The following is an 18,027-nucleotide window of genomic DNA, read 5'->3' on the forward strand; positions in this document are numbered from 1 at the left end:
ATGATGCTGACCCTGGCGTTGTTGTTGCGACCGGCCAGGATTCAGATGCCGGCGTGGGTGTTCGCCGACCCGACGTCGGGGCCAGGGCGCAAGCCGGCGGCCAAGGTCTCGGCCAGTGATGCCCCGACACAGCGCATTCCGGTCGCCGGGCCGCGGCCGGTGAGAAAGGCTGCCGCCAAAGCGCCGCCGAAGAAGCGCAGGCCGGTTTCCGCCGATGCGGTGACCGAACGGATACCGATCGCCGCGAACAGGCCGGCGAAGAAACTGCCCGCCAAAAAGGCTGCGGCGAAAAAGGTTCCCGGCGCGAAGGTCCCGGGCAAGAAGCTGCCGCCGAAGAAGGTCAGGCCCAAAGATCCGACGCGACGGGTCTCAGTCGCGAAAGATGTTGCGACGGAGAAGATTCCGGTCAGTGATGCGGCGACGGTAGAGACGCCGTTGGTGCCCTACGCGCCCTACGGTCCCGGATCGATGCGCGCCGAACCCGACGGGTCCGGGCCGCAGGGTTGGTTGGTGAAGGGCCGCACCGATTCTCGATTGTTCTACGGACCCGATGATCCGGGTTACGACGAACTCGTCGCCCAAGTCTGGTTCGAGAACGAAGATTTCGCCAAGCGCGCGTTTTTCCTGCCGGGTCGCAACAGCGCGCGAAAAGACTAGCTCGGCCCGGGCAGTCGCAGCACCAGGCGGGCACCGCCCATCGCGCTGCTCTCCAAAGACGCTGTCCCGCCGTGCAGATGGGCCTGCTGCGCCACCAGGGCCAGGCCCAGCCCGGAGCCCGAATGCGATGCTGTCGAGCCGCGGGAGAAGCGTTCGAACACCACTTGGCGCTCCTCTTCCGGCACGCCGCTGCCGTCGTCGTCGATGGCGATCTCCACACCGGCCCGCGAGCTGACCGCCGACACCCGCACGTGGGTAGCGCCCCCGTGCTTGACGGCGTTGGCAATCGCGTTGTCCACCGCCAGCCGCAGTCCGGCCGGCATGCCGACGATGATGCAGGTGGGCGACGGCACCAGGGACACCTCGAGGTCGGGATAGCTGCGGGTGGCGTCGTGCGCGGCGCGGTCGAGCAGATCGGTGATGTCCACCGGCACGTGGTCATCGGAGGTGGACAATTCGCCCTGAGCCAGCCGCTCCAGTGCGCTCAAGGTGGCTTCGATCCGCGACTGGGTACGGATGACATCGCCCAGTACCTCCTTGCGCTGGTCGTCGGGCATGTCCAGGGTGGCCAGCACTTCGAGGTTGGTCCGCATCGCCGTCAGGGGGGTGCGCAGTTCATGTGAGGAGACCGCGGCGAAGTCACGGGCCGACGCCAGTGCTTCCTGCGTCCGGTTTTGTTCGTTCCAGATCCGTTGCAGCATGCCGCGCATGGCCTCGGCGATCTCGACGGCCTCGCTGGCGCCGTGCACTTCGACCCGCGGCGCTTCGTCGCCCGCGTCGATCGAGCGGGTCTGTTCGGCGAGTTGCTTGAACGGTCGCACCGCGAAGGCCGCCAGCAGCCAGGCGAACACCGCCGCCGCACCGATCGCGAAACTGCAGATCAGCAGCACTCTGCGGTGCAGGTTGTTGGTCTCGGCGTAGGTGGTGTCGTAGGTGGCGCCGACGGCCATCGACGTCGGTTCCGGACCGGGGATCTCGACGGTGCGTACCCGGTAACGCACCCCGTGGATGTAGGTGTCGGCGTAGTCGGACTGCAGCTTGGGCAGTTCGATGTCGGAGTTCGACTTGACCACGTCGCCGCGACGCAGCGTGATCAGGGCATCCCGGTCGTCGGGGGAGGGCGGAATTTCGTTGAGTCCGCGCGGCACGAAGGGGATTGCGAAACCGGCGGCCTCGTCCAGCCGGCGGTCCAGCCGTTCCTTGCGGTCCTTGGTGATGCCCACCCACACCACGGCGCCGACGATGAGCACCGGGATCGCGGCGCCGATCACTGTCGCAACCACCACCCGGGTCCGAAGCGACGGTGTGCGGGCGAAAATCCGCGACAGGATGTTCATCAACAACGGCAGGGCCCTACTGCATCCGGAGGACGAACCCGACTCCCCGGACGGTGTGCAGGAGACGCGGGCCGCCATTGGCCTCTAACTTGCGCCGCAGGTAACCGATGAAGACGTCGACGACATTGGTGTCGGCAGCGAAGTCGTAACCCCACACCAGCTCCAGCAGCTGCGCGCGGGACAACACCGCGGTCTTGTGTTCGGCCAGCACCGCCAACAGGTCGAACTCCCGCTTGGTCAGATCGACGTCGACCCCGTTGACCCGGGCCCGCCGGCCGGGGATGTCCACCTCCAGCGGGCCCACGGTGATGGTTTCCGACGAGGACGTCGCGGTGGCGCCGCGGCGACGCAACAGCGCGCGCACCCGTGCCACCAGCTCGGCCAGCACGAACGGCTTGACCAGGTAGTCGTCCGCGCCGGCTTCCAGGCCGGCGACGCGGTCGTCGACCGAACTGCGCGCGCTCAGCACGCAGACCGGCACGTCGTTGTCCATGGCGCGCAGGGCCGTGACGACGCTGACGCCGTCGAGCACCGGCATGTTGATGTCGAGCACGATCGCATCCGGCCGGGTTTCGGTGGCGCTGCGCAGGGCCTCGGCGCCGTCGACCGCCGTCGACACCTCGAACCCGGACAGCCGCAGACCGCGCTCCAGGGAGGCGAGCACATCGGAATCGTCGTCGACGACCAAGACCCGCGGTGAGTTGACACCAGTGTCCATGGGTTTATCTTGCCTGATTGTCGGTGACCGCGGTGGGAGGCGCGAGTTTATCGCGGGATCGGGCGCAACAGCCCGCATCACGCGCCGGTGTTGCAGCTACTCGGCAGGCAACTGTTACGGATTCGACGCCGCGCAGCGACCGCCGTTCGTCAACCGACATGCCATCATCGAATCCTGTTGGCAGGTCTCGACATCCAGCGTTGCGACCGAAACTCGATTATCCGCTTGGCTTTTCGGTCAACGCTGCGCAAACGGGATCTGGAGACGAATTCGTCGTGACTGACGTGCTGAATGCCTCACCGCCTCCGTCGCCGGTCGGCCAGCGCACCGTGTCCGACGGGTGGCGCCGGATCGCCGGCCACCTTCGGAACCGCGCACCGTGGCGGCCGACCCTGCCCGGTGTGATCACCATTCTGGTTGCGGCGGTGGGGATTCCGTTGATAGCGCAATCCTCGGTCGACGGACCGGTGCGATACCTCGACCACCGTGGGCTGTGGGTTCTGGGCACGGCGGCGACCGCATTGGCGGTGTCCGAAACGGTGATGTTCGCCGTTCGTCGTCGGCTCGACGGGCACGCGCGGGTCACCGCCGACGTTCTGCAAACCGCCGTGGTGACGGGGTGCCTGTTGGCACTGTATTGGCCGTTGGGGTTGGTGGTCTCGGCCACGATAATGCTGTACTACCTACATGAATCCATTCGCCGCAGCGAATCGCTGGCGGCGCCGTGGCGGGCCGTGCTGGAGGTCATCCCCAACCTTGCCGGGGTGGTGCTGCTGGGGCATGGGGCGTACGCGGTGCGCCACGGCCTGATCACCATGGGCACCCTGGTCGCGTTTCTCATGATGACGCTGTCGTTGGTCGGACCGGTCATCGCGCTGTCGGCTACCGCGTCAGGACGACGTTCATCAGCTGGGTGAGCCAGGCGCGTGCGGCCGACGGGTCGCTGTCGAGCAGCAGCTGGACAGTGACACCGTCGTAGGCGGCGACGATGGCGCGTGCGGCGTCGGCAACGCTGTCGATCGATGTGTGGAATGGGATGCCATTGGCGACCATCCGCTCCTCGATGACGTGGCGCAACTGCGCCCGATGCTTCTCCCAGCGGTGCGCGAGCTCAGGCTTGCGGGCCGCATACAGCAGGAAATCGAACTTGATGAGCAGCCAGTCACGTTCGAAGAGCAGGGTGTCCACGATGCGTTCGACGGCTCCGGGCAGGTCGTTGACGGGATCGGTACCTTCCATGGCGGCGCTGACCTGGTCGGCGGTGCGGACCGCCCACTGGTCATAGAGCAGGAAGAACAATTCCTCGAGGCTGTCGAACTGCGAGTAGAAGGCACCCCTGGTGTAACCGGCCGCTTCGCACACGTCCTCGATGGTCACGTGGCCGTAGCCCTTATCGGCGAACACCCGGAATGCCGCGTCCATCAGCCGGGCACGGGTCTCGGCACGCCGTTTGGTTACCCGCGGCGTCTTGGCGGCGGTGGTTGACGTCGGCAACTCAACCTCTCCTCGATCTGCTTACTTGACGAATACGGTGCCACACGTGATCTGTATTATCCCTGTGCCACTCGCGGTGATGAGCGGACCGCCAACCCGCTGGCGTCAGCGCGTTTCGGGCAGACCGATGCGCCGGTAACGCCGCAACCGCCCGCGCAGCCGCTCGGCGTCGGGAACCGCGCGCAGCGCGTGCACTTCGACGGCGATGGCGCGCGAGAGCCGCTTCGCGAACTCCACCGGCTCGTCGGCGGCATCGGGGTGCTCGGGTACGACGGCATCGACGATCCCGGCCGCTAGCAGGTCAGTTGACCGGATTCCCTGCGCTGCCGCGAGTTCCGGCGCATGGCAGACGTCGCGGAAGACGATCGCACTGCCACCCTCCGGCGGCAGCGGTGCCAGCCAGCCGTGCAGCGCGGCCAGCACCCGGTCGGCGGGCACCATCGCCAGCGCCGGCCCGCCGCTGCCCTGGCCCATCAACACCGACACCGTCGGGGTGTCCAGCGTCACCAGCTCGGCCAAACATTGCGCAATTTGGCCAGCCAGTCCACCTTGCTCGGCCGCGGCGGACAACGCGGGCCCGGCAGTGTCGATCACCAGCACCAGCGGCAGACGCAGTTCGGCGGCTACCGCCATACCGCGCCGGGCCTCCCGCAGCGATGCCGGTCCGACGGCGTTGCCACTGCCGCCCTGAGTTCGTTGCTGACCAAGCACCACCACCGGTTGGCCGGCGAACCGCGCCAATGCCAACAGTGTCGCCACACCCCGGCCGGTTCCGGACAGCGGCACCACATCGGTGGCGCCGTGTCGCAGCAAATCCCGCACGTCGGGGCGGTCCGGGCGGCGGGAGGCCAGCACCGAATCCCAGGCGGGCACATCGGGCAACGGTTCGCAGGGTTCGCGCGCCGGCGGCGGCTGGGCTGGATCGGCGATCACCGTCAGCGCCCTGTCCAGGGTGGCGCGCAAGTCCTCGATCGCAACGACGTCGTCGATCACGCCGTGGCGCTGCAAGTTCTCCGCGGTCTGGACGCCCGGCGGGAACGGTTCGCCGTACAGCAACTCGTACACCCGCGGGCCGAGAAACCCGATCAGGGCACCCGGTTCGGCGAACGTGACATGGCCCAGCGAGCCCCACGACGCGAAGACCCCACCCGTCGTCGGATTGCGCAGATAGACCAGATACGGCAACCGCGCCTGCCGGTGCAGGCGGACGGCGGCGGCAATCTTCACCATCTGCAGGAACGCGACCGTGCCCTCCTGCATGCGCGTGCCACCAGAGCACGGCGACGCCAGCAACGGCAGCCCCTCAGCGGTCGCCCGCTCTACCGCCGAGGTGATCCGTTCGGCCGCGGCCACCCCGATCGAGCCGGCCAGAAAGTCGAAGTCACAGACCACCACCGCCACCCGGCGTCCGAACACCCGTCCCTCGCCGGTGGACACCGACTCGTCGCGGCCGGACTTCGACCGGGCTTCGGCCAGTTCACGCGCATAGGCCGGCGGAATCGGCAATGCAGGCGGAGCGCTGTCCCAGCTCAGGAACGAACCCTGGTCAAGGACCGCATCACGCAGTTGATCGGTCGTGATACGGCTCACACAGATGAGGCTATATATCGTGGTGCCCATGATCGGTATCACCCGGACCGAAGCCGTCCTGACCATTGAGCTGCAGCGGCCGGACCGGCGTAACGCGCTGAACTCCCAGCTCGTCGAGGAGCTGCGCGAGGCGCTGCTCAAGGCGGGCGACGGGTCGGTACGGGCGATCGTGCTGACCGGCCAGGGGTCCGCCTTCTGCGCGGGCGCCGACCTGTCCGGCGACGCTTTCGCCGCCGACTATCCCGACCGGCTCGTCGAGCTGCACAGGGTCATGGACGCCACATTGATCCCGGTGATCGGCGCCATCAACGGCCCCGCGATCGGCGCCGGGCTGCAGCTGGCCATGCAATGCGACCTGCGAGTGGTCGCGCCGGATGCCTTCTTTCAATTTCCGACCTCGAAATACGGTCTGGCGCTGGACAACTGGAGCATCCGACGGCTGTCGTCGCTGGTCGGCCACGGACGGGCCCGGTCGATGCTGCTGACCGCGGAGAAGCTGACCGCCGACACCGCGTTGCAGACCGGAATGGCCAACCGGATCGGCACGGTGGCCGACGCGCAGGCGTGGGGCGCCGAAATCGCCGGACTGGCACCGCTGGCTATCCAGCATGCCAAGCGGGTACTCAACGACGACGGCTCCATCGAGCAACCCTCACCGGAGCACAAGGAACTCTTCGACAAGGCCTGGGCCAGCCAGGATGTGATCGAGGCGCAGGTGGCCAGGATCGAGAAGCGGCCACCGAAATTCCAGGGAGCTTGACGGACATGACGAACCGGGCGCTGCGACTGGCCGCCGGCACCGCCTCGCTGGCGGCAGGTGGCTGGTTGATGCGGGCCCTGCACGGTGCACCCTCGGCGTTGGGCGCCGACCCCGCGGCCCTCGAAGCCGCCGCAGCGGGGTCACCGAACTACCGCGACGGGGCCTTCGTCAACATCGACCCCGGCTCGCTGTACGTCATGAACCGTGAACAGCTGCGTCAGATCGCCTGGGAGCTGGTGGGAGCGCGCGTGCACAGCCGCCCCGCGCGTCCCATCCCGCTGGCCTCGCCCGCCATCTATCAGGGTGAGCCGGCGCAGCTGGCGGTCAGCTGGTTCGGTCACTCGACGGCGCTGCTGGAAATCGACGGTTACCGCGTGCTCACCGACCCGGTGTGGAGCGACCGGTGTTCACCGTCGGATCTGGTGGGCCCGCAACGGCTGCATCCGCCGCCGGTGCAGGTGGAAGGCCTGCCCGCGGTCGACGCCGTGGTGATCAGCCACGACCACTACGACCACCTCGACATCGACACCGTGCTCGCGCTGGCCCGCATGCAGCGGGCGCCGTTCTTCGTACCGCTCGGTGTCGGCGCACACCTGCGCTCCTGGGGCATCCCCGAGCAGCGCATCGTCGAACTCGACTGGAATCAGAGTGCCCAGGTCGACGAGCTCACCATCGTCTGCGTGCCGGCGCGGCACTTCTCCGGGCGTTTCCTCAGCCGCAACAACACCCTGTGGGCGTCGTGGGCGTTCGTCGGGCCATCACGTCGTGCCTACTTCGGTGGCGACACCGGCTACACCAAGAGCTTCGCCGAAATAGGCGCCGAGCATGGACCGTTCGACCTGACTCTGATGCCGATCGGTGCCTACAACACCGCGTGGCCGGACATCCACATGAACCCCGAAGAGGCAGTGCGGGCCCATCTGGATGTCACCGACTCCGGGTCGGGCCTGCTGGTGCCGATTCACTGGGGGACGTTCCGGTTGGCGCCGCATCCGTGGTCCGAGCCGGTCGAGCGGGTACTCAAAGCGGCCGAGCCCGATGGGGTTCAGGTTGCGGTACCCAACCCGGGACAGCGGATCGACACGGTCTCGCCGGTGCGGTTCAACCCGTGGTGGCGGCTCTGAGTCGGTAAGTGATGTGCGCCGTGGCCGGCGCGCATCGTCGTCGGGCTAGTGTGCGGCCATGACGAATCGCGCGGCGGCAGCCGCAGTCGTACTGCTGATGGCGGCTCTCGTCGGATGCGGGCCCGGGCAGCCGGCAGCCAACCCCTCGTCTCCGCTGCCCCAGGTGCCCCCCAACGAATTCTCGGGCCTGCAGATCCCGGCCAGCCGCATCGACGAAGCCGTCGCCCGGGTGGACGGCCTGGTGGCCGAGCTGATGAAGAACAGCGGTATCCCGGGGTTGGCGGTGGCCATCGTGCACGGCGGAAAGACGTTGTACGCCAGGGGCTTCGGTATCAGAGATGCCGGCAGACCGGACAGCCCGGAGAACAGGGTGGACGCCGACACGGTGTTCCAGCTGGCCTCGATCTCGAAGTCGGTCGGTGCGACGGTGGTGGCGCACGAAGTCACCACCGGTTCGATCACCTGGGACACCCCGGTGGTTTCGAAGCTGCCGTGGTTCGCGCTCAGCGACCCCTACGTCACCGAGCACGTGAGCGTCGCTGACCTGTACTCGCATCGCTCCGGGCTGCCCGATCACGCCGGCGATGCGTTGGAGGACTTGGGTTACGACCGTCGGCAGGTGCTGGAACGACTGAAGTACCTGCCCCTGGCGTCGTTTCGAAACAGCTACGCCTACACCAATTTCGGTGTCACCGCCGCCGCCAGCGCGGTAGCCGCTGCGGCCGGTGAGTCCTGGGAAGACCTGTCCCGCGAGGTGCTCTACCGGCCCCTGGGCATGGAGTCGACCAGTTCGCGGTTCGCCGATTTCCTGGCCCGCCCCAACCGGGCGGTCGGCCACCTCAAGGTCGGTGACAAATGGGAGGCCCGCTTCCAGCGCGACCCCGATGCCCAGACCCCGGCGGGCGGGGTGAGTTCCTCGGTCAACGACATGGCGCGCTGGCTGACCATGCTGCTGGCCGGCGGCACCTACAACGGGCAACGGATCGCCTCGCCCGAAGCGTTGCTCTCCGCGTACACCCCTCAGGTGATCTCGACCAAGGCGCGGAACCCGAAGGCACGGTCCGGCACCTACGGATACGGATTCAACGTGTCGGTGACCTCGTCGGGGCGCACCGAGTACAGCCATTCCGGCGCTTTCGGACTCGGCGCCGCAACGAATTTCGTAGCGCTGCCGGCCGAGGACATCGCCATCGTCGCCCTGACCAACGCGGCCCCGTACGGCGTGCCGGAGGCGCTCACCGCCGAGTTCATGGATCTCGTGCAGTATGGCCAGGTACGGGAGGATTGGGCCACGTTGTACCGTCAGCAACTCGCCCCGATGAACAATCCGGACGGTTCCCTGGTCGGTAAGCAACCACCGGTCAGCCCTGCCCCGGCCCGGCCGCTGAGCGAGTACGTTGGGGTGTACGCGAGCGACTATTGGGGGCCCGCCACCGTGACCGATCACGACGGCCGATTGCAGCTGATGCTGGGGCCGAAGAACCAGACATACGACCTGTCGCACTGGGACGGCGACATCTTCACCTTCGGGCTCTCGAACGAAAACGCATTGCCCGGAACGATTTCCAAGGCCACCTTTACCGGCGGCGAACTGAACCTGGAGTATTACGACTCCGACAAACTCGGAACCTTCCACAGATGACCGCCCCGCCGTCCGTCGCCGGACTCACCGATGCCGAAGTGGCACAACGGATTAACGACGGCCGCAGCAACGACATCCCGGAACGCGCCACCCGCAGCATCGCGCACATCGTGCGGGCCAACGTCTTCACCCGGATCAACGCCATCCTGGGTGTGCTGTTCGCCATCGTGCTGGTGACCGGCTCGGTGATCAACGGGCTGTTCGGGCTGCTCATCGTCGCCAACAGCGTCATCGGGATGTTCCAGGAGATCCGCGCCAAGCAGACGTTGGACAAGCTGGCCATCGTGGGTCTGGCAAAGCCGTTGGTGCGCAGGCAGTCTGGGACTGGCGAGATCCCTCCCGACCAGGTGGTGCTCGACGACGTCATCGAGGTCGGCCCGGGCGACCAGATCGTGGTCGACGGCGAAATCCTCGAAGCCGACAACCTGGAGGTCGACGAATCGCTGTTGACCGGCGAGGCGGACCCGATCGTCAAGGAACCCGCAGACCTGGCGATGTCGGGCAGTTTCGTCGTCGCCGGCACCGGAGCCTACCGCGCCACCAAGGTCGGCCGCGATGCCTACGCTGCCCGCCTGGCCGCCGAGGCCAGCAAGTTCACCCTGGTCAAATCCGAACTGCGCAATGGCATCAACCGAATTCTGCAGTTCATCACCTACCTGCTGATACCGGCAGGCCTGCTCACCATTTACACGCAGATGTTCACCACGAACGTGGGTTGGCGCCAGTCCGTGCTGGCGACCGTGGGAGCGCTGGTGCCGATGGTGCCGGAAGGTCTGGTGCTGATGACCTCGATCGCGTTCGCGGTCGGCGTCGTCCGACTCGGCCGGCGGCAGTGCCTGGTCCAGGAATTGCCCGCCATCGAGGGGCTGGCCCGGGTCGACGTCGTCTGCGCCGACAAGACCGGAACGCTGACCGAAAACGGCATGCGGGTCGCCGACGTCGAAGAGCTGGACCCCGCCGGGGAGAGCCTCGACGAGGTGTTGGCCGCCCTGGCCGCGGCCGACCCCCGCCCCAACGCCAGCATGCAGGCGATCGCCGAGGCGTATCCCACCGCACCGAATTGGACCGCCACGGCCACAGCGCCTTTCAAGTCCGCGACGAAATGGAGCGGGGTGTCCTACCGCGACCACGGTGACTGGGTGATCGGTGCGCCCGATGTGTTGCTCGAACCGGATTCGGCTGCCGCCGCGCGGGCCGAGGAGATCGGCGGGCAGGGCTTGCGGGTGCTGCTGCTGGGGGCGAGCGCCACCGCAGTGAACGATCCTGACGCGCCGGGCGCCGTCACCCCGGCTGCGCTGGTGGTGCTGGAACAGAAGGTACGTCCGGATGCCTGCGAGACCTTGGAATACTTTGCCGCCCAGGGTGTCACGGTCAAAGTGATGTCCGGCGACAATGCCGTGTCGGTGGGCGCGGTGGCCGGCGCACTCGGCTTGCACGGCGAGACGATGGATGCCCGTCGCCTGCCCTCCGAACCCGCCGAACTGGCCGACGCGCTGGATTCCCACACCACCTTCGGCCGGGTCCGGCCCGACCAGAAGCGCACCATGGTGCACGCCCTGCAGACACGCGGGCACACCGTGGCAATGACCGGCGACGGGGTCAACGACGTGCTCGCCCTCAAGGACGCCGACATCGGCGTAGCGATGGGAGCGGGCAGTCCCGCGGCACGCGCGGTGGCCCAATTGGTGTTGCTGGACAACAGGTTCGCGACGTTGCCGTATGTGGTGGCCGAAGGCCGCCGGGTGATCGGCAACATCGAGCGGGTGGCCAGTCTGTTCCTGACCAAAACGGTGTACTCGGCGCTGCTGGCCTTGCTCGTGGGGATCGAGTGCCTGCTCGCCAAGCCGCTGGGGGCCGATCCGCTGCTGTTTCCGTTCCAACCGATTCACGTCACGATCGCGGCCTGGTTCACCATCGGCATTCCGTCGTTCATCTTGTCGCTGGCGCCCAACGACGAGCGTGCCTACCCGGGTTTCGTTCGGCGGGTGGTGACGTCGGCGTTGCCGTCCGGCCTGGTGGTCGGAATCGCGACCTTCACCTCGTATCTGACCGCCTATCACGGCCGCCACGCGACCGGGGTACAGCAGGACCAAGCGTCGACCACGGCGTTGATCACCTTGCTGGTCACCGCGGTGTGGGTGCTCGCGGTGGCGGCGCGACCCTATAAATGGTGGCGGTTGGCGCTGGTGATCGTTTCGGCGTTGGCCTACGTGCTGATCTTCAGCCTGCCGTGGGCGCAGCAGAAGTTCTTCCTCGATCCCTCGAATCTGTGGGCGACGACCAGAGCGCTGGGCATCGGTGCGCTGGGGGCGGCGGCAATCGAGGCGATCTGGTGGCTGCGGGCCCGGATCCTCGGCGTCAAACCGCAGGTGTGGCATCGATAGCGGCGGCAAGTAGGGTGGACCGGCGAATCAGGGTTTCCCCGGGGAGGAGACCCTGGGAAAGGGAAATGGCATGGGATTCATCGACAAAGCCAAGGACCTGCTGTCGCAGAACGCCGACAAGGTCGAGACCGTGATCGACAAGGCCGGCGATTTCGTGAACGAAAAGACGCAGCACAAATACTCCGACACCATCCACAAGGTGCAGGAGGGGGCCAAGAAGGCGGCCGGCCCCGGCGGCCGGCAGGGCTAGCGGCAGATGGCGAAACTTTCCGGGGCCATCGACGTCCCGCTTTCGCCCGACGAGGCGTGGCGGCACGCCTCGGACCTGACGCGGTACAAGGACTGGCTGACCATCCACAAGGTCTGGCGCAGCAAGCTGCCCGAGGTGATCGAGAAGGGCACGGTCCTCGAGTCATACGTCGAGGTCAAGGGGATGACCAACCGGATCAAATGGACGATCGTGCGCTACAAGCCGCCGGAAGGCATGACGCTCAACGGTGACGGCGTGGGCGGTGTGAAGGTCAAGCTGATCGCCAAGGTCGCACCCAAAGACGACGGGACCTCCGTGGTCAGCTTCGACGTGCACCTCGGCGGCCCGGCTCTGTTCGGACCGATCGGCATGGTGGTGGCTGCGGCACTGCGCAGCGACATCCGGGACTCGTTGCAGAATTTCGTCCGGGTGTTCACCCGTCCCGACCCAGGTATGAACGGCGATCGAGTCGCGCAGCGCTGAGCTGTCGATGAGTTTCCGGGTCGGGCCGAGTCACTACTTGCGACCCCCAACCGACCGAGGAGGAAACTCGTGCCAACCCGTACCGACGCCCCGCTGGGCGCCCCCTGCTGGATCGACCTGACGACATCGGACGTCGACCGCGCCCAGGACTTCTACGGCACCGTGTTCGGCTGGACCTTCGAGTCCGCCGGACCCGACTACGGCGGTTACATCAACGCCGCCAAGGACGGTCGCCCGGTCGCGGGCATGATGGCCAACAACCCGGAATGGCAGATGCCCGACACCTGGGCCACGTACTTCCACACCGCCGATATCCAGGCCGGCGTCGCGGCGCTGAAGGCCGCCGGTGGCCAGGGATGCCTGGAACCGATGGAGGTGCCCGACCAGGGCTTCATGGCCGTGGGCACTGACCCGTCGGGGGCGACCCTGGGTTTGTGGCAACCCCTCGAGCACCGCGGTTTCGAGGTGATCGGCGAGGCCGGCGCTCCGGTCTGGCATCAGTTGACCACCCGCGACTATCGCGCCGCCGTCGACTTCTACCGCGAGGTCTTCGGCTGGCACACTCAGCAGGAAAGCGACACCGACGAATTCCGTTACACCACCGCGTGGTTCGGTGATCAACAGCTGCTCGGTGTGATGGACGGCGCTGCGGTCCTGCCCGCGGGCACGCCGTCGCAGTGGAGCATTTTCTTCGGCGCGGAGGATGTCGACAAAACCCTGCAGATGGTCGTCGACCAGGGTGGGGCGGTGGTGCGGCCGGCCGAGGACACCCCCTACGGGCGACTCGCCGCTGTCACCGACCACACCGGTGCAGGGTTCAACTTGTCGTCGCTGCAGGGCTGACACCCGGCGGCGCGGATCGCGTCGGATAACCTCGCACCCATGAGTCGCCGCCCGCGCCCCGGCTGGATGGTGGCCTTGTGTGCCGTGGTGCTCTCGGCCAGCACCTGGATGCCGTGGTTGACGACGAAGGTCAACGGCGGCGGCTGGGCGAACGCGATCGGCGGCACCCACGGCAGCCTGGAGCTGCCGCGCGGATTCGGCGCCGGCCAGCTCATCGTGTTGCTGGCCTCGGCGCTGTTGGTGGCCGGTGCGATGGTTGGCCGGGATTTGTCGGCGCGGGCGGCTTCGGTTGCAGCACTTGTGATTTCATTGCTCATCAGTGGCTCGCTGGTGCTTTACTACCAGCGCAATGTCAGCGCGCAGGTATCGGCCGAGTACGGGCTCTACGTCGCAGCGGGCGCTGCTGCCGGCGCGGTGGTGTGCGCACTGTGGGCGGTGGTCGCGGCGACGTTGGGGGGTCGGTCCGAACGGTAGTCCGGCGGTGACATCACCGATTCGCAGGAGAACCCGACGAGGCTCACAGCCCGATCGCTGATGCTGCCGACTCCACATCGTCCCACCGGCGGAGCTCCGCACCGGCCACCCACGTCGAATGCGTGCCGCTGGAAACACGTTCGGGCAGTGCGAGTTTGCAGACGGGTCCGGCGCTGACCCGGGCCGCGTCGAACACCAGGCAATACGATGCGTCGGCGTTCATGTCGGTTGTCAACGTCACCAGGTACCCGTCGTCCTCACCGGCACCGCCCACCCGTGGTGCCATGGCGGTTTCGCTGCCGTACACACCGTCGCCGAAGTCGAACCGCTCCTCATTGCCGGTACGCAGATCGTGTTTGACCAGCCCGTCGAACAGGAACCAACCGGGTTTGCCGCTGGCCGCATACACGTAGCGGTAGTCGCGGGTCAGGTAGTCGGCGTTGATCATCCCGAACTCGGTGATCGACTCGGACAGCGGACCTTCCCGCACCTGGCCGGTGACCAGATTCAACCGCCACCGGTGTAGGCGGGCCTCCATGCGATCCAGAGCGAGGAAGCGAAACAGTTTCTCCCACTTGCCGCTTGGCCCGGCACCGCTCTCCAGCGGTTGCGGAGCCCCTTCGAAGAAGCCGTCCAGCACGATCTCGTCGCCGTCCTCGTAGGCATTGGTGAAATGCAACACGAACGTCGGGTCGGCCTCGAACCAGCGGATGTCGGCAGTGTCGCCGCGGCGTGGTATCACGGCGAACCGCGACGGCATGTCCGGGTAGAAGCGCGGCAGGTGGACCTGATGCTCGAGCAACCGGGGATCCCAGAACAGCGGGAAATCGTTGAGGATGGCGTAGTTTTCGGTGAACGCCATGTCGTGCGGGAGCCGCGGGCCGGGCAGCGGGATGTCGACGTAGTGAGCCAGATCGTTGTTCGCGTCGACCACGCCGTATCGCAGATACGGATCCTGCTTGCTGTAGTTGAAGAACAGCAGTTCGCCGGTGGTGCTGTCCACCTTGGGATGTGCCGACACCCCCCAGTCGGACGGAAAGGCGCCGTTCCAGTTCTCTTTGCCCAGCGTGTTTCCCGAGCGGGGGTCCACCCGGTACAGGTCACCGCACTGGTAGAAGCTGGTCAACGCGACGCCGCGGTGCACGATCACATCGGTGCTGGACGCGTCTTTCATCAACCCCCGTGCACCCCAACCCGTTTCCCGCTTGGCGAACTGCACCGGCTCTGCCAGTCCGGGCCAAAGCGGTTCACCCGCTTCATTTTCTGCGAGGAATCCGGTTGTCTTGATGAACCGGTTGCGGTAGAAGGCGGTGCCGTCGCGGAACCCCACGACGTGCAGCATGCCGTCGCCGTCGAACGGGTGATAGGTCTTGAACGTCGGGTGCAACGGATTCTCGGTGTTACGCAGATAGATGCCGTCCAAGTCGCGGGGAATCGCACCTTCGACCACAGTCAGGTCGTCGGCATCCCATTCGGTGGTCTGCGGTCGCCACGGACCCGTGCGGTACGGGTGGTCATCGTCCTCGGGCAGCGTCGACAGATATTTCCCGACGATGTCCACATCCATCGTCAAACGCCTTTGCTGACAACGAAACTGACCGTGGTAGCGGTGCTGCCCCCGAAGTTGAGGGTGCCGAATCTCCGCGCGCCTTCCACCTGGTAGTCGCCGGCTGCGTCGCTGACCTGTTTGGCGGCGTCCAGCAACATCCGCACCCCGGACGCCCCGACCGGGTGCCCCCCACCGATCAAGCCGCCACTGGGGTTGATCGGCAGCCGGCCACCGATCTCGATGTCGCCGTTCTCGATCGCCTTCCACGATTCACCCGGCCCCGTCAGCCCGATGTGGTCGATGGCCAGGTATTCGCTAGGTGTGAAGCAGTCGTGCACCTCGAACCCGTCGACCTCGTCGAGGCTCACCTGTGCGCGGCGCAGCGCGTCGAGCACCGCCGACCGCACGTGCGGCAGCACGTAGGGATCCTCGGCCGCACGGTCCAGTTTCTGCCGCAGTCCCAGGCCGACGGTGCGATGCCCCCAGCCGTCGATTCGCCCGATCGGCCGGGCCGCCGGGTGCTTGCGCAGGTAGGCATCGTTGACCAGCACCACACCCGCGCCACCGTCGGTCAACTGGCTGCAGTCGAACCTGCGTAACCGGCCCTCGGTCACCGGGTTGGATTCGTCGTCGTCGGTGATCGGGTTCGGGACGGCCCAGTCGCGGGTCTGGGCGTTCGGATTGCGACGCGCATTGGCGAAGTTGAGTTGGGCGAGTGCCCGCAGATGCGTGTCGTCCAACCCGTACCGCCGGTCGTATTCATCGGCGACCTGCGCGAACATCGAGGGCCACAGGTAGCGCGCCTCGGCCCCTTCATGCCCGGTCCAGGCTGCCGCGCCGAGGTACTGCGCGGCGGTATCGCCCGGAACGGTCTTTTCCAATTCCAGCCCGACCACGAGCGCGGTGTCGTAGGCCCCGGATCGCAGGTCGGCGATCGCCGCTAGGGCGGCGATGCTGCCTGAGGCGCACGCGGCCTCGTGCCGGGAGGCGGGTGTGTCCCACAGCCCGTCGCACACCGTGGCCGGCATGGCACCCAGGTGGCCCTGGGCGGCGAACATCTCGCCGAATGCGTTCCCGACGTGCACGACGCCAATGTCGGCCGCCGTCAACCGCGCCGCAGCCAGCGTGGCGCGCACCACCTCGGCGGTCAGGGCGGCGAAGTCACGCCGCTCCCGGGTGAGGTTGCGAGCGAAGTCGCTCTGGTAGCCGCCCAGAACCCACACGCCGGTGACACCGTCCATACCGGCACGGTACTCCCGCGTGCAGAACCTGATCGGGGCTTCGCCCGACCCGACGAAGGGGCCGAAAATTAAAGCGGTCCCGTCGGCTCTCGGGCTGAACCGACGGGACCTCGGTGGGCATATTGGCCGGCCGATATGCCCACCTCTTTTGGGTCATTGCCAGCAATGTCGATTGACAAACATGTTGGGTGATTTCTCTGGCTAACGAACTCGCATCGGGGTGCCGGTGCAGTTGGTCTGCCGACCTTCAAGGCGGAACGCTGGTATCTGCTGCTATGGCAAGGGATTACGCGTGTCCGCCGAGGGCGACGGTCAGCTCCAGCACGGTGCGGGGGTCGCTGAGCCGGTCGCCGTACAGTTCGCGAAGTTGGGTCATCCGATAGCGAACGGTCTGGGCGTGGACGAACAGATCGGCGGCCATCGCCTCGCGCCGACCCTGGTTCAGCACCCAAGAACGGAGCGTCTCGGTGAGCCGTGCGGCGGTGTTCGGCGACAGCCCGGACAGCGGTGCCAGGACGCGGACGCTGAGATCGTCAGCAGCTTCCGGGTCGGCGCCGAGCACGATTTCCACCAGGTGGTCGTCGGTGTCGACCGCGGTGTGGGTGCTCACCAGCGTGCGGGCCTGCAGCGTGCGCTGGTAGGACACCTGGACGCGATGCCACGGTCGCGCCGGCCCCACCACGGCCCTGCGGTTCGTCACTGCCGACAGCAGGTGACGTCGCTGGATTCCCGCCATGTCTGGCACCAGCAACACTGCCAGGGCTTCTGACCTGTCCACCCCGGGCAGGTCCTCGGACAATTGCAGCGTCGACTGGCCGAACTGCGCGGCCAGACCGCGCGTCTGGGTCTGCGGCAGCAGCACGGCTGTCAGCGTGTCGGCCGGCTGCCAGCCCGCCATCTCTGCATCGGCGAGCAGAGTCGACTCGGGTTGGCCGACCAGCAGATCCTGGGCCAGCCGTTCGAGGTAGCGCTGTCGAACGCGTCCCGATGTCGCCAATTCGTCGGCGTGGCCGGACACGCTGGACGCGGACAGTTCGTCGATGTAGGCGAACACCAATTCGGCGAATCTGGCGATAGTGTCTGCGGGCACACCGGCTGCCACTGCGGTCGTGGACAACTCGCGCCAGGCCACCCGCGCACCCACCCGGAAAGCTGACAGCAGGGCATCGATCGAGCGGCCTTGGCGCGCCTCCCCGCGACCGAGCTCATAGGCACCATCGAGCGCGGGCGACAGCGGCGGACCGGGATCGGCGTCGTCTGCCCGGGTCACCAGGCGCAGGAAGACGCCCAGCGAGGTCTGCACCGCGTCCTCGATGTTCTGGCCCATCCGCCCGCTGAACGCGCGGGCATAACTGGGCACTTCAATGGTGATCGCTGTCACTGTTCGCTCGGCCATGGCCGGCAACGTCGCTTCCAACGCTCTGACCACGGGCTCGTCCAGGTGCAGCCCGGTCAGGCGGGGGGACAGATCCGGCAAGATT

Annotated in this window: 17 protein-coding genes; 10 read left to right on the forward strand and 7 right to left on the reverse strand. The window is 67.0% G+C overall.

Annotated features, from left to right (window positions below; genetic code table 11):
* Complete coding sequence (gene arfC / locus AC5Y6Y_RS09280) at window positions 1-657, forward strand: channel accessory protein ArfC, sunset domain variant (RefSeq protein WP_499929894.1); 657 nt, start codon at window positions 1-3, stop codon at window positions 655-657.
* Here arfC and AC5Y6Y_RS09285 read toward each other — a convergent pair.
* Window positions 654-1,994, reverse strand: a complete 1,341-nt coding sequence (locus tag AC5Y6Y_RS09285; protein ID WP_463827507.1) for a HAMP domain-containing sensor histidine kinase — start codon at window positions 1,992-1,994, stop codon at window positions 654-656. The genes arfC and AC5Y6Y_RS09285 overlap by 4 nt on opposite strands.
* Before the next feature lie 16 nt (window positions 1,995-2,010).
* Window positions 2,011-2,712, reverse strand: coding sequence for a two-component system response regulator PrrA (gene prrA / locus AC5Y6Y_RS09290; protein WP_036364553.1), 702 nt, complete (start codon window positions 2,710-2,712; stop codon window positions 2,011-2,013).
* 275 nt (window positions 2,713-2,987) lie between these two features.
* On the opposite strand from prrA, the gene AC5Y6Y_RS09295 reads away from it, so the two are divergent.
* The gene (locus AC5Y6Y_RS09295) at window positions 2,988-3,629 is read left to right on the forward strand and encodes a 6TM ABC transporter family protein (protein ID WP_499929705.1); all 642 of its coding nucleotides are present in this window, start codon (window positions 2,988-2,990) and stop codon (window positions 3,627-3,629) included.
* Here AC5Y6Y_RS09295 and AC5Y6Y_RS09300 read toward each other — a convergent pair.
* On the reverse strand, window positions 3,595-4,206 hold the full coding sequence (locus AC5Y6Y_RS09300; protein WP_463827346.1) for a TetR/AcrR family transcriptional regulator: 612 nt from the start codon (window positions 4,204-4,206) through the stop codon (window positions 3,595-3,597). The genes AC5Y6Y_RS09295 and AC5Y6Y_RS09300 overlap by 35 nt on opposite strands.
* Before the next feature lie 105 nt (window positions 4,207-4,311).
* Window positions 4,312-5,796, reverse strand: coding sequence for a carboxyl transferase domain-containing protein (locus AC5Y6Y_RS09305; RefSeq protein WP_499929707.1), 1,485 nt, complete (start codon window positions 5,794-5,796; stop codon window positions 4,312-4,314).
* A 28-nt stretch (window positions 5,797-5,824) separates the two neighbouring features.
* Between AC5Y6Y_RS09305 and AC5Y6Y_RS09310 the strand changes: the two genes are divergently transcribed.
* The 8 genes from AC5Y6Y_RS09310 to AC5Y6Y_RS09345 all read left to right on the forward strand — a co-directional run bounded on the left by AC5Y6Y_RS09310 (window position 5,825) and on the right by AC5Y6Y_RS09345 (window position 13,756).
* Window positions 5,825-6,556, forward strand: coding sequence for an enoyl-CoA hydratase (locus tag AC5Y6Y_RS09310; RefSeq protein WP_463827348.1), 732 nt, complete (start codon window positions 5,825-5,827; stop codon window positions 6,554-6,556).
* Window positions 6,557-6,561: 5 nt separating this feature from the next.
* The gene (locus AC5Y6Y_RS09315) at window positions 6,562-7,680 is read left to right on the forward strand and encodes an MBL fold metallo-hydrolase (protein WP_463827349.1); all 1,119 of its coding nucleotides are present in this window, start codon (window positions 6,562-6,564) and stop codon (window positions 7,678-7,680) included.
* A 58-nt stretch (window positions 7,681-7,738) separates the two neighbouring features.
* Window positions 7,739-9,322 carry a serine hydrolase gene (locus AC5Y6Y_RS09320; RefSeq protein WP_499929709.1) on the forward strand — a complete coding sequence of 528 codons (1,584 nt, stop codon included), beginning with the start codon at window positions 7,739-7,741 and terminating at the stop codon, window positions 9,320-9,322.
* Window positions 9,319-11,706, forward strand: coding sequence for a cation-translocating P-type ATPase (locus AC5Y6Y_RS09325; RefSeq protein WP_499929711.1), 2,388 nt, complete (start codon window positions 9,319-9,321; stop codon window positions 11,704-11,706). Before AC5Y6Y_RS09320 ends, AC5Y6Y_RS09325 begins: the two co-directional genes overlap by 4 nt.
* Window positions 11,707-11,776: 70 nt before the next feature.
* A complete protein-coding gene (locus AC5Y6Y_RS09330) occupies window positions 11,777-11,956 on the forward strand; it encodes an antitoxin (RefSeq protein ID WP_463827352.1) in 180 nt (59 codons plus the stop codon).
* Between the two features lie 6 nt (window positions 11,957-11,962).
* Window positions 11,963-12,439: a type II toxin-antitoxin system Rv0910 family toxin gene (locus tag AC5Y6Y_RS09335; RefSeq protein ID WP_463827353.1), complete on the forward strand. Its 477-nt coding sequence runs from the start codon at window positions 11,963-11,965 to the stop codon at window positions 12,437-12,439.
* Between the two features lie 69 nt (window positions 12,440-12,508).
* Entirely contained in the window at window positions 12,509-13,282 is a 774-nt protein-coding gene (locus AC5Y6Y_RS09340; protein ID WP_499929713.1) for a VOC family protein, read from the forward strand.
* A gap of 39 nt (window positions 13,283-13,321) precedes the next feature.
* Entirely contained in the window at window positions 13,322-13,756 is a 435-nt protein-coding gene (locus tag AC5Y6Y_RS09345) for a hypothetical protein (RefSeq protein WP_499924777.1), read from the forward strand.
* A gap of 43 nt (window positions 13,757-13,799) precedes the next feature.
* Here AC5Y6Y_RS09345 and AC5Y6Y_RS09350 read toward each other — a convergent pair whose 3' ends face one another.
* From AC5Y6Y_RS09350 to AC5Y6Y_RS09360, 3 genes are all read right to left on the reverse strand, one after another.
* A complete protein-coding gene (locus AC5Y6Y_RS09350; protein ID WP_499929715.1) occupies window positions 13,800-15,323 on the reverse strand; it encodes a carotenoid oxygenase family protein in 1,524 nt (507 codons plus the stop codon).
* A gap of 2 nt (window positions 15,324-15,325) precedes the next feature.
* Entirely contained in the window at window positions 15,326-16,546 is a 1,221-nt protein-coding gene (locus AC5Y6Y_RS09355) for an acetyl-CoA acetyltransferase (RefSeq protein ID WP_499929717.1), read from the reverse strand.
* A 286-nt stretch (window positions 16,547-16,832) separates the two neighbouring features.
* Window positions 16,833-18,023: a PucR family transcriptional regulator gene (locus AC5Y6Y_RS09360; protein ID WP_499929719.1), complete on the reverse strand. Its 1,191-nt coding sequence runs from the start codon at window positions 18,021-18,023 to the stop codon at window positions 16,833-16,835.
* Window positions 18,024-18,027: the final 4 nt, after the last annotated feature.

Source organism: Mycobacterium sp. NGS24 (assembly GCF_059813065.1).

Coding starts and splice junctions, on each gene's coding strand:
- AC5Y6Y_RS09320 (WP_499929709.1), top strand. CDS start 7,739: ATGACGAATCGCGCGGCGGCAGCCGCAGTCGTACTGCTGATGGCGGCT.
- AC5Y6Y_RS09335 (WP_463827353.1), top strand. CDS start 11,963: ATGGCGAAACTTTCCGGGGCCATCGACGTCCCGCTTTCGCCCGACGAG.
- AC5Y6Y_RS09285 (WP_463827507.1), bottom strand. CDS start 1,994: ATGAACATCCTGTCGCGGATTTTCGCCCGCACACCGTCGCTTCGGACC.
- AC5Y6Y_RS09315 (WP_463827349.1), top strand. CDS start 6,562: ATGACGAACCGGGCGCTGCGACTGGCCGCCGGCACCGCCTCGCTGGCG.
- AC5Y6Y_RS09330 (WP_463827352.1), top strand. CDS start 11,777: ATGGGATTCATCGACAAAGCCAAGGACCTGCTGTCGCAGAACGCCGAC.
- AC5Y6Y_RS09355 (WP_499929717.1), bottom strand. CDS start 16,546: ATGGACGGTGTCACCGGCGTGTGGGTTCTGGGCGGCTACCAGAGCGAC.
- AC5Y6Y_RS09345 (WP_499924777.1), top strand. CDS start 13,322: ATGAGTCGCCGCCCGCGCCCCGGCTGGATGGTGGCCTTGTGTGCCGTG.
- AC5Y6Y_RS09310 (WP_463827348.1), top strand. CDS start 5,825: ATGATCGGTATCACCCGGACCGAAGCCGTCCTGACCATTGAGCTGCAG.
- AC5Y6Y_RS09350 (WP_499929715.1), bottom strand. CDS start 15,323: ATGGATGTGGACATCGTCGGGAAATATCTGTCGACGCTGCCCGAGGAC.
- arfC (WP_499929894.1), top strand. CDS start 1: ATGATGCTGACCCTGGCGTTGTTGTTGCGACCGGCCAGGATTCAGATG.
- AC5Y6Y_RS09325 (WP_499929711.1), top strand. CDS start 9,319: ATGACCGCCCCGCCGTCCGTCGCCGGACTCACCGATGCCGAAGTGGCA.
- prrA (WP_036364553.1), bottom strand. CDS start 2,712: ATGGACACTGGTGTCAACTCACCGCGGGTCTTGGTCGTCGACGACGAT.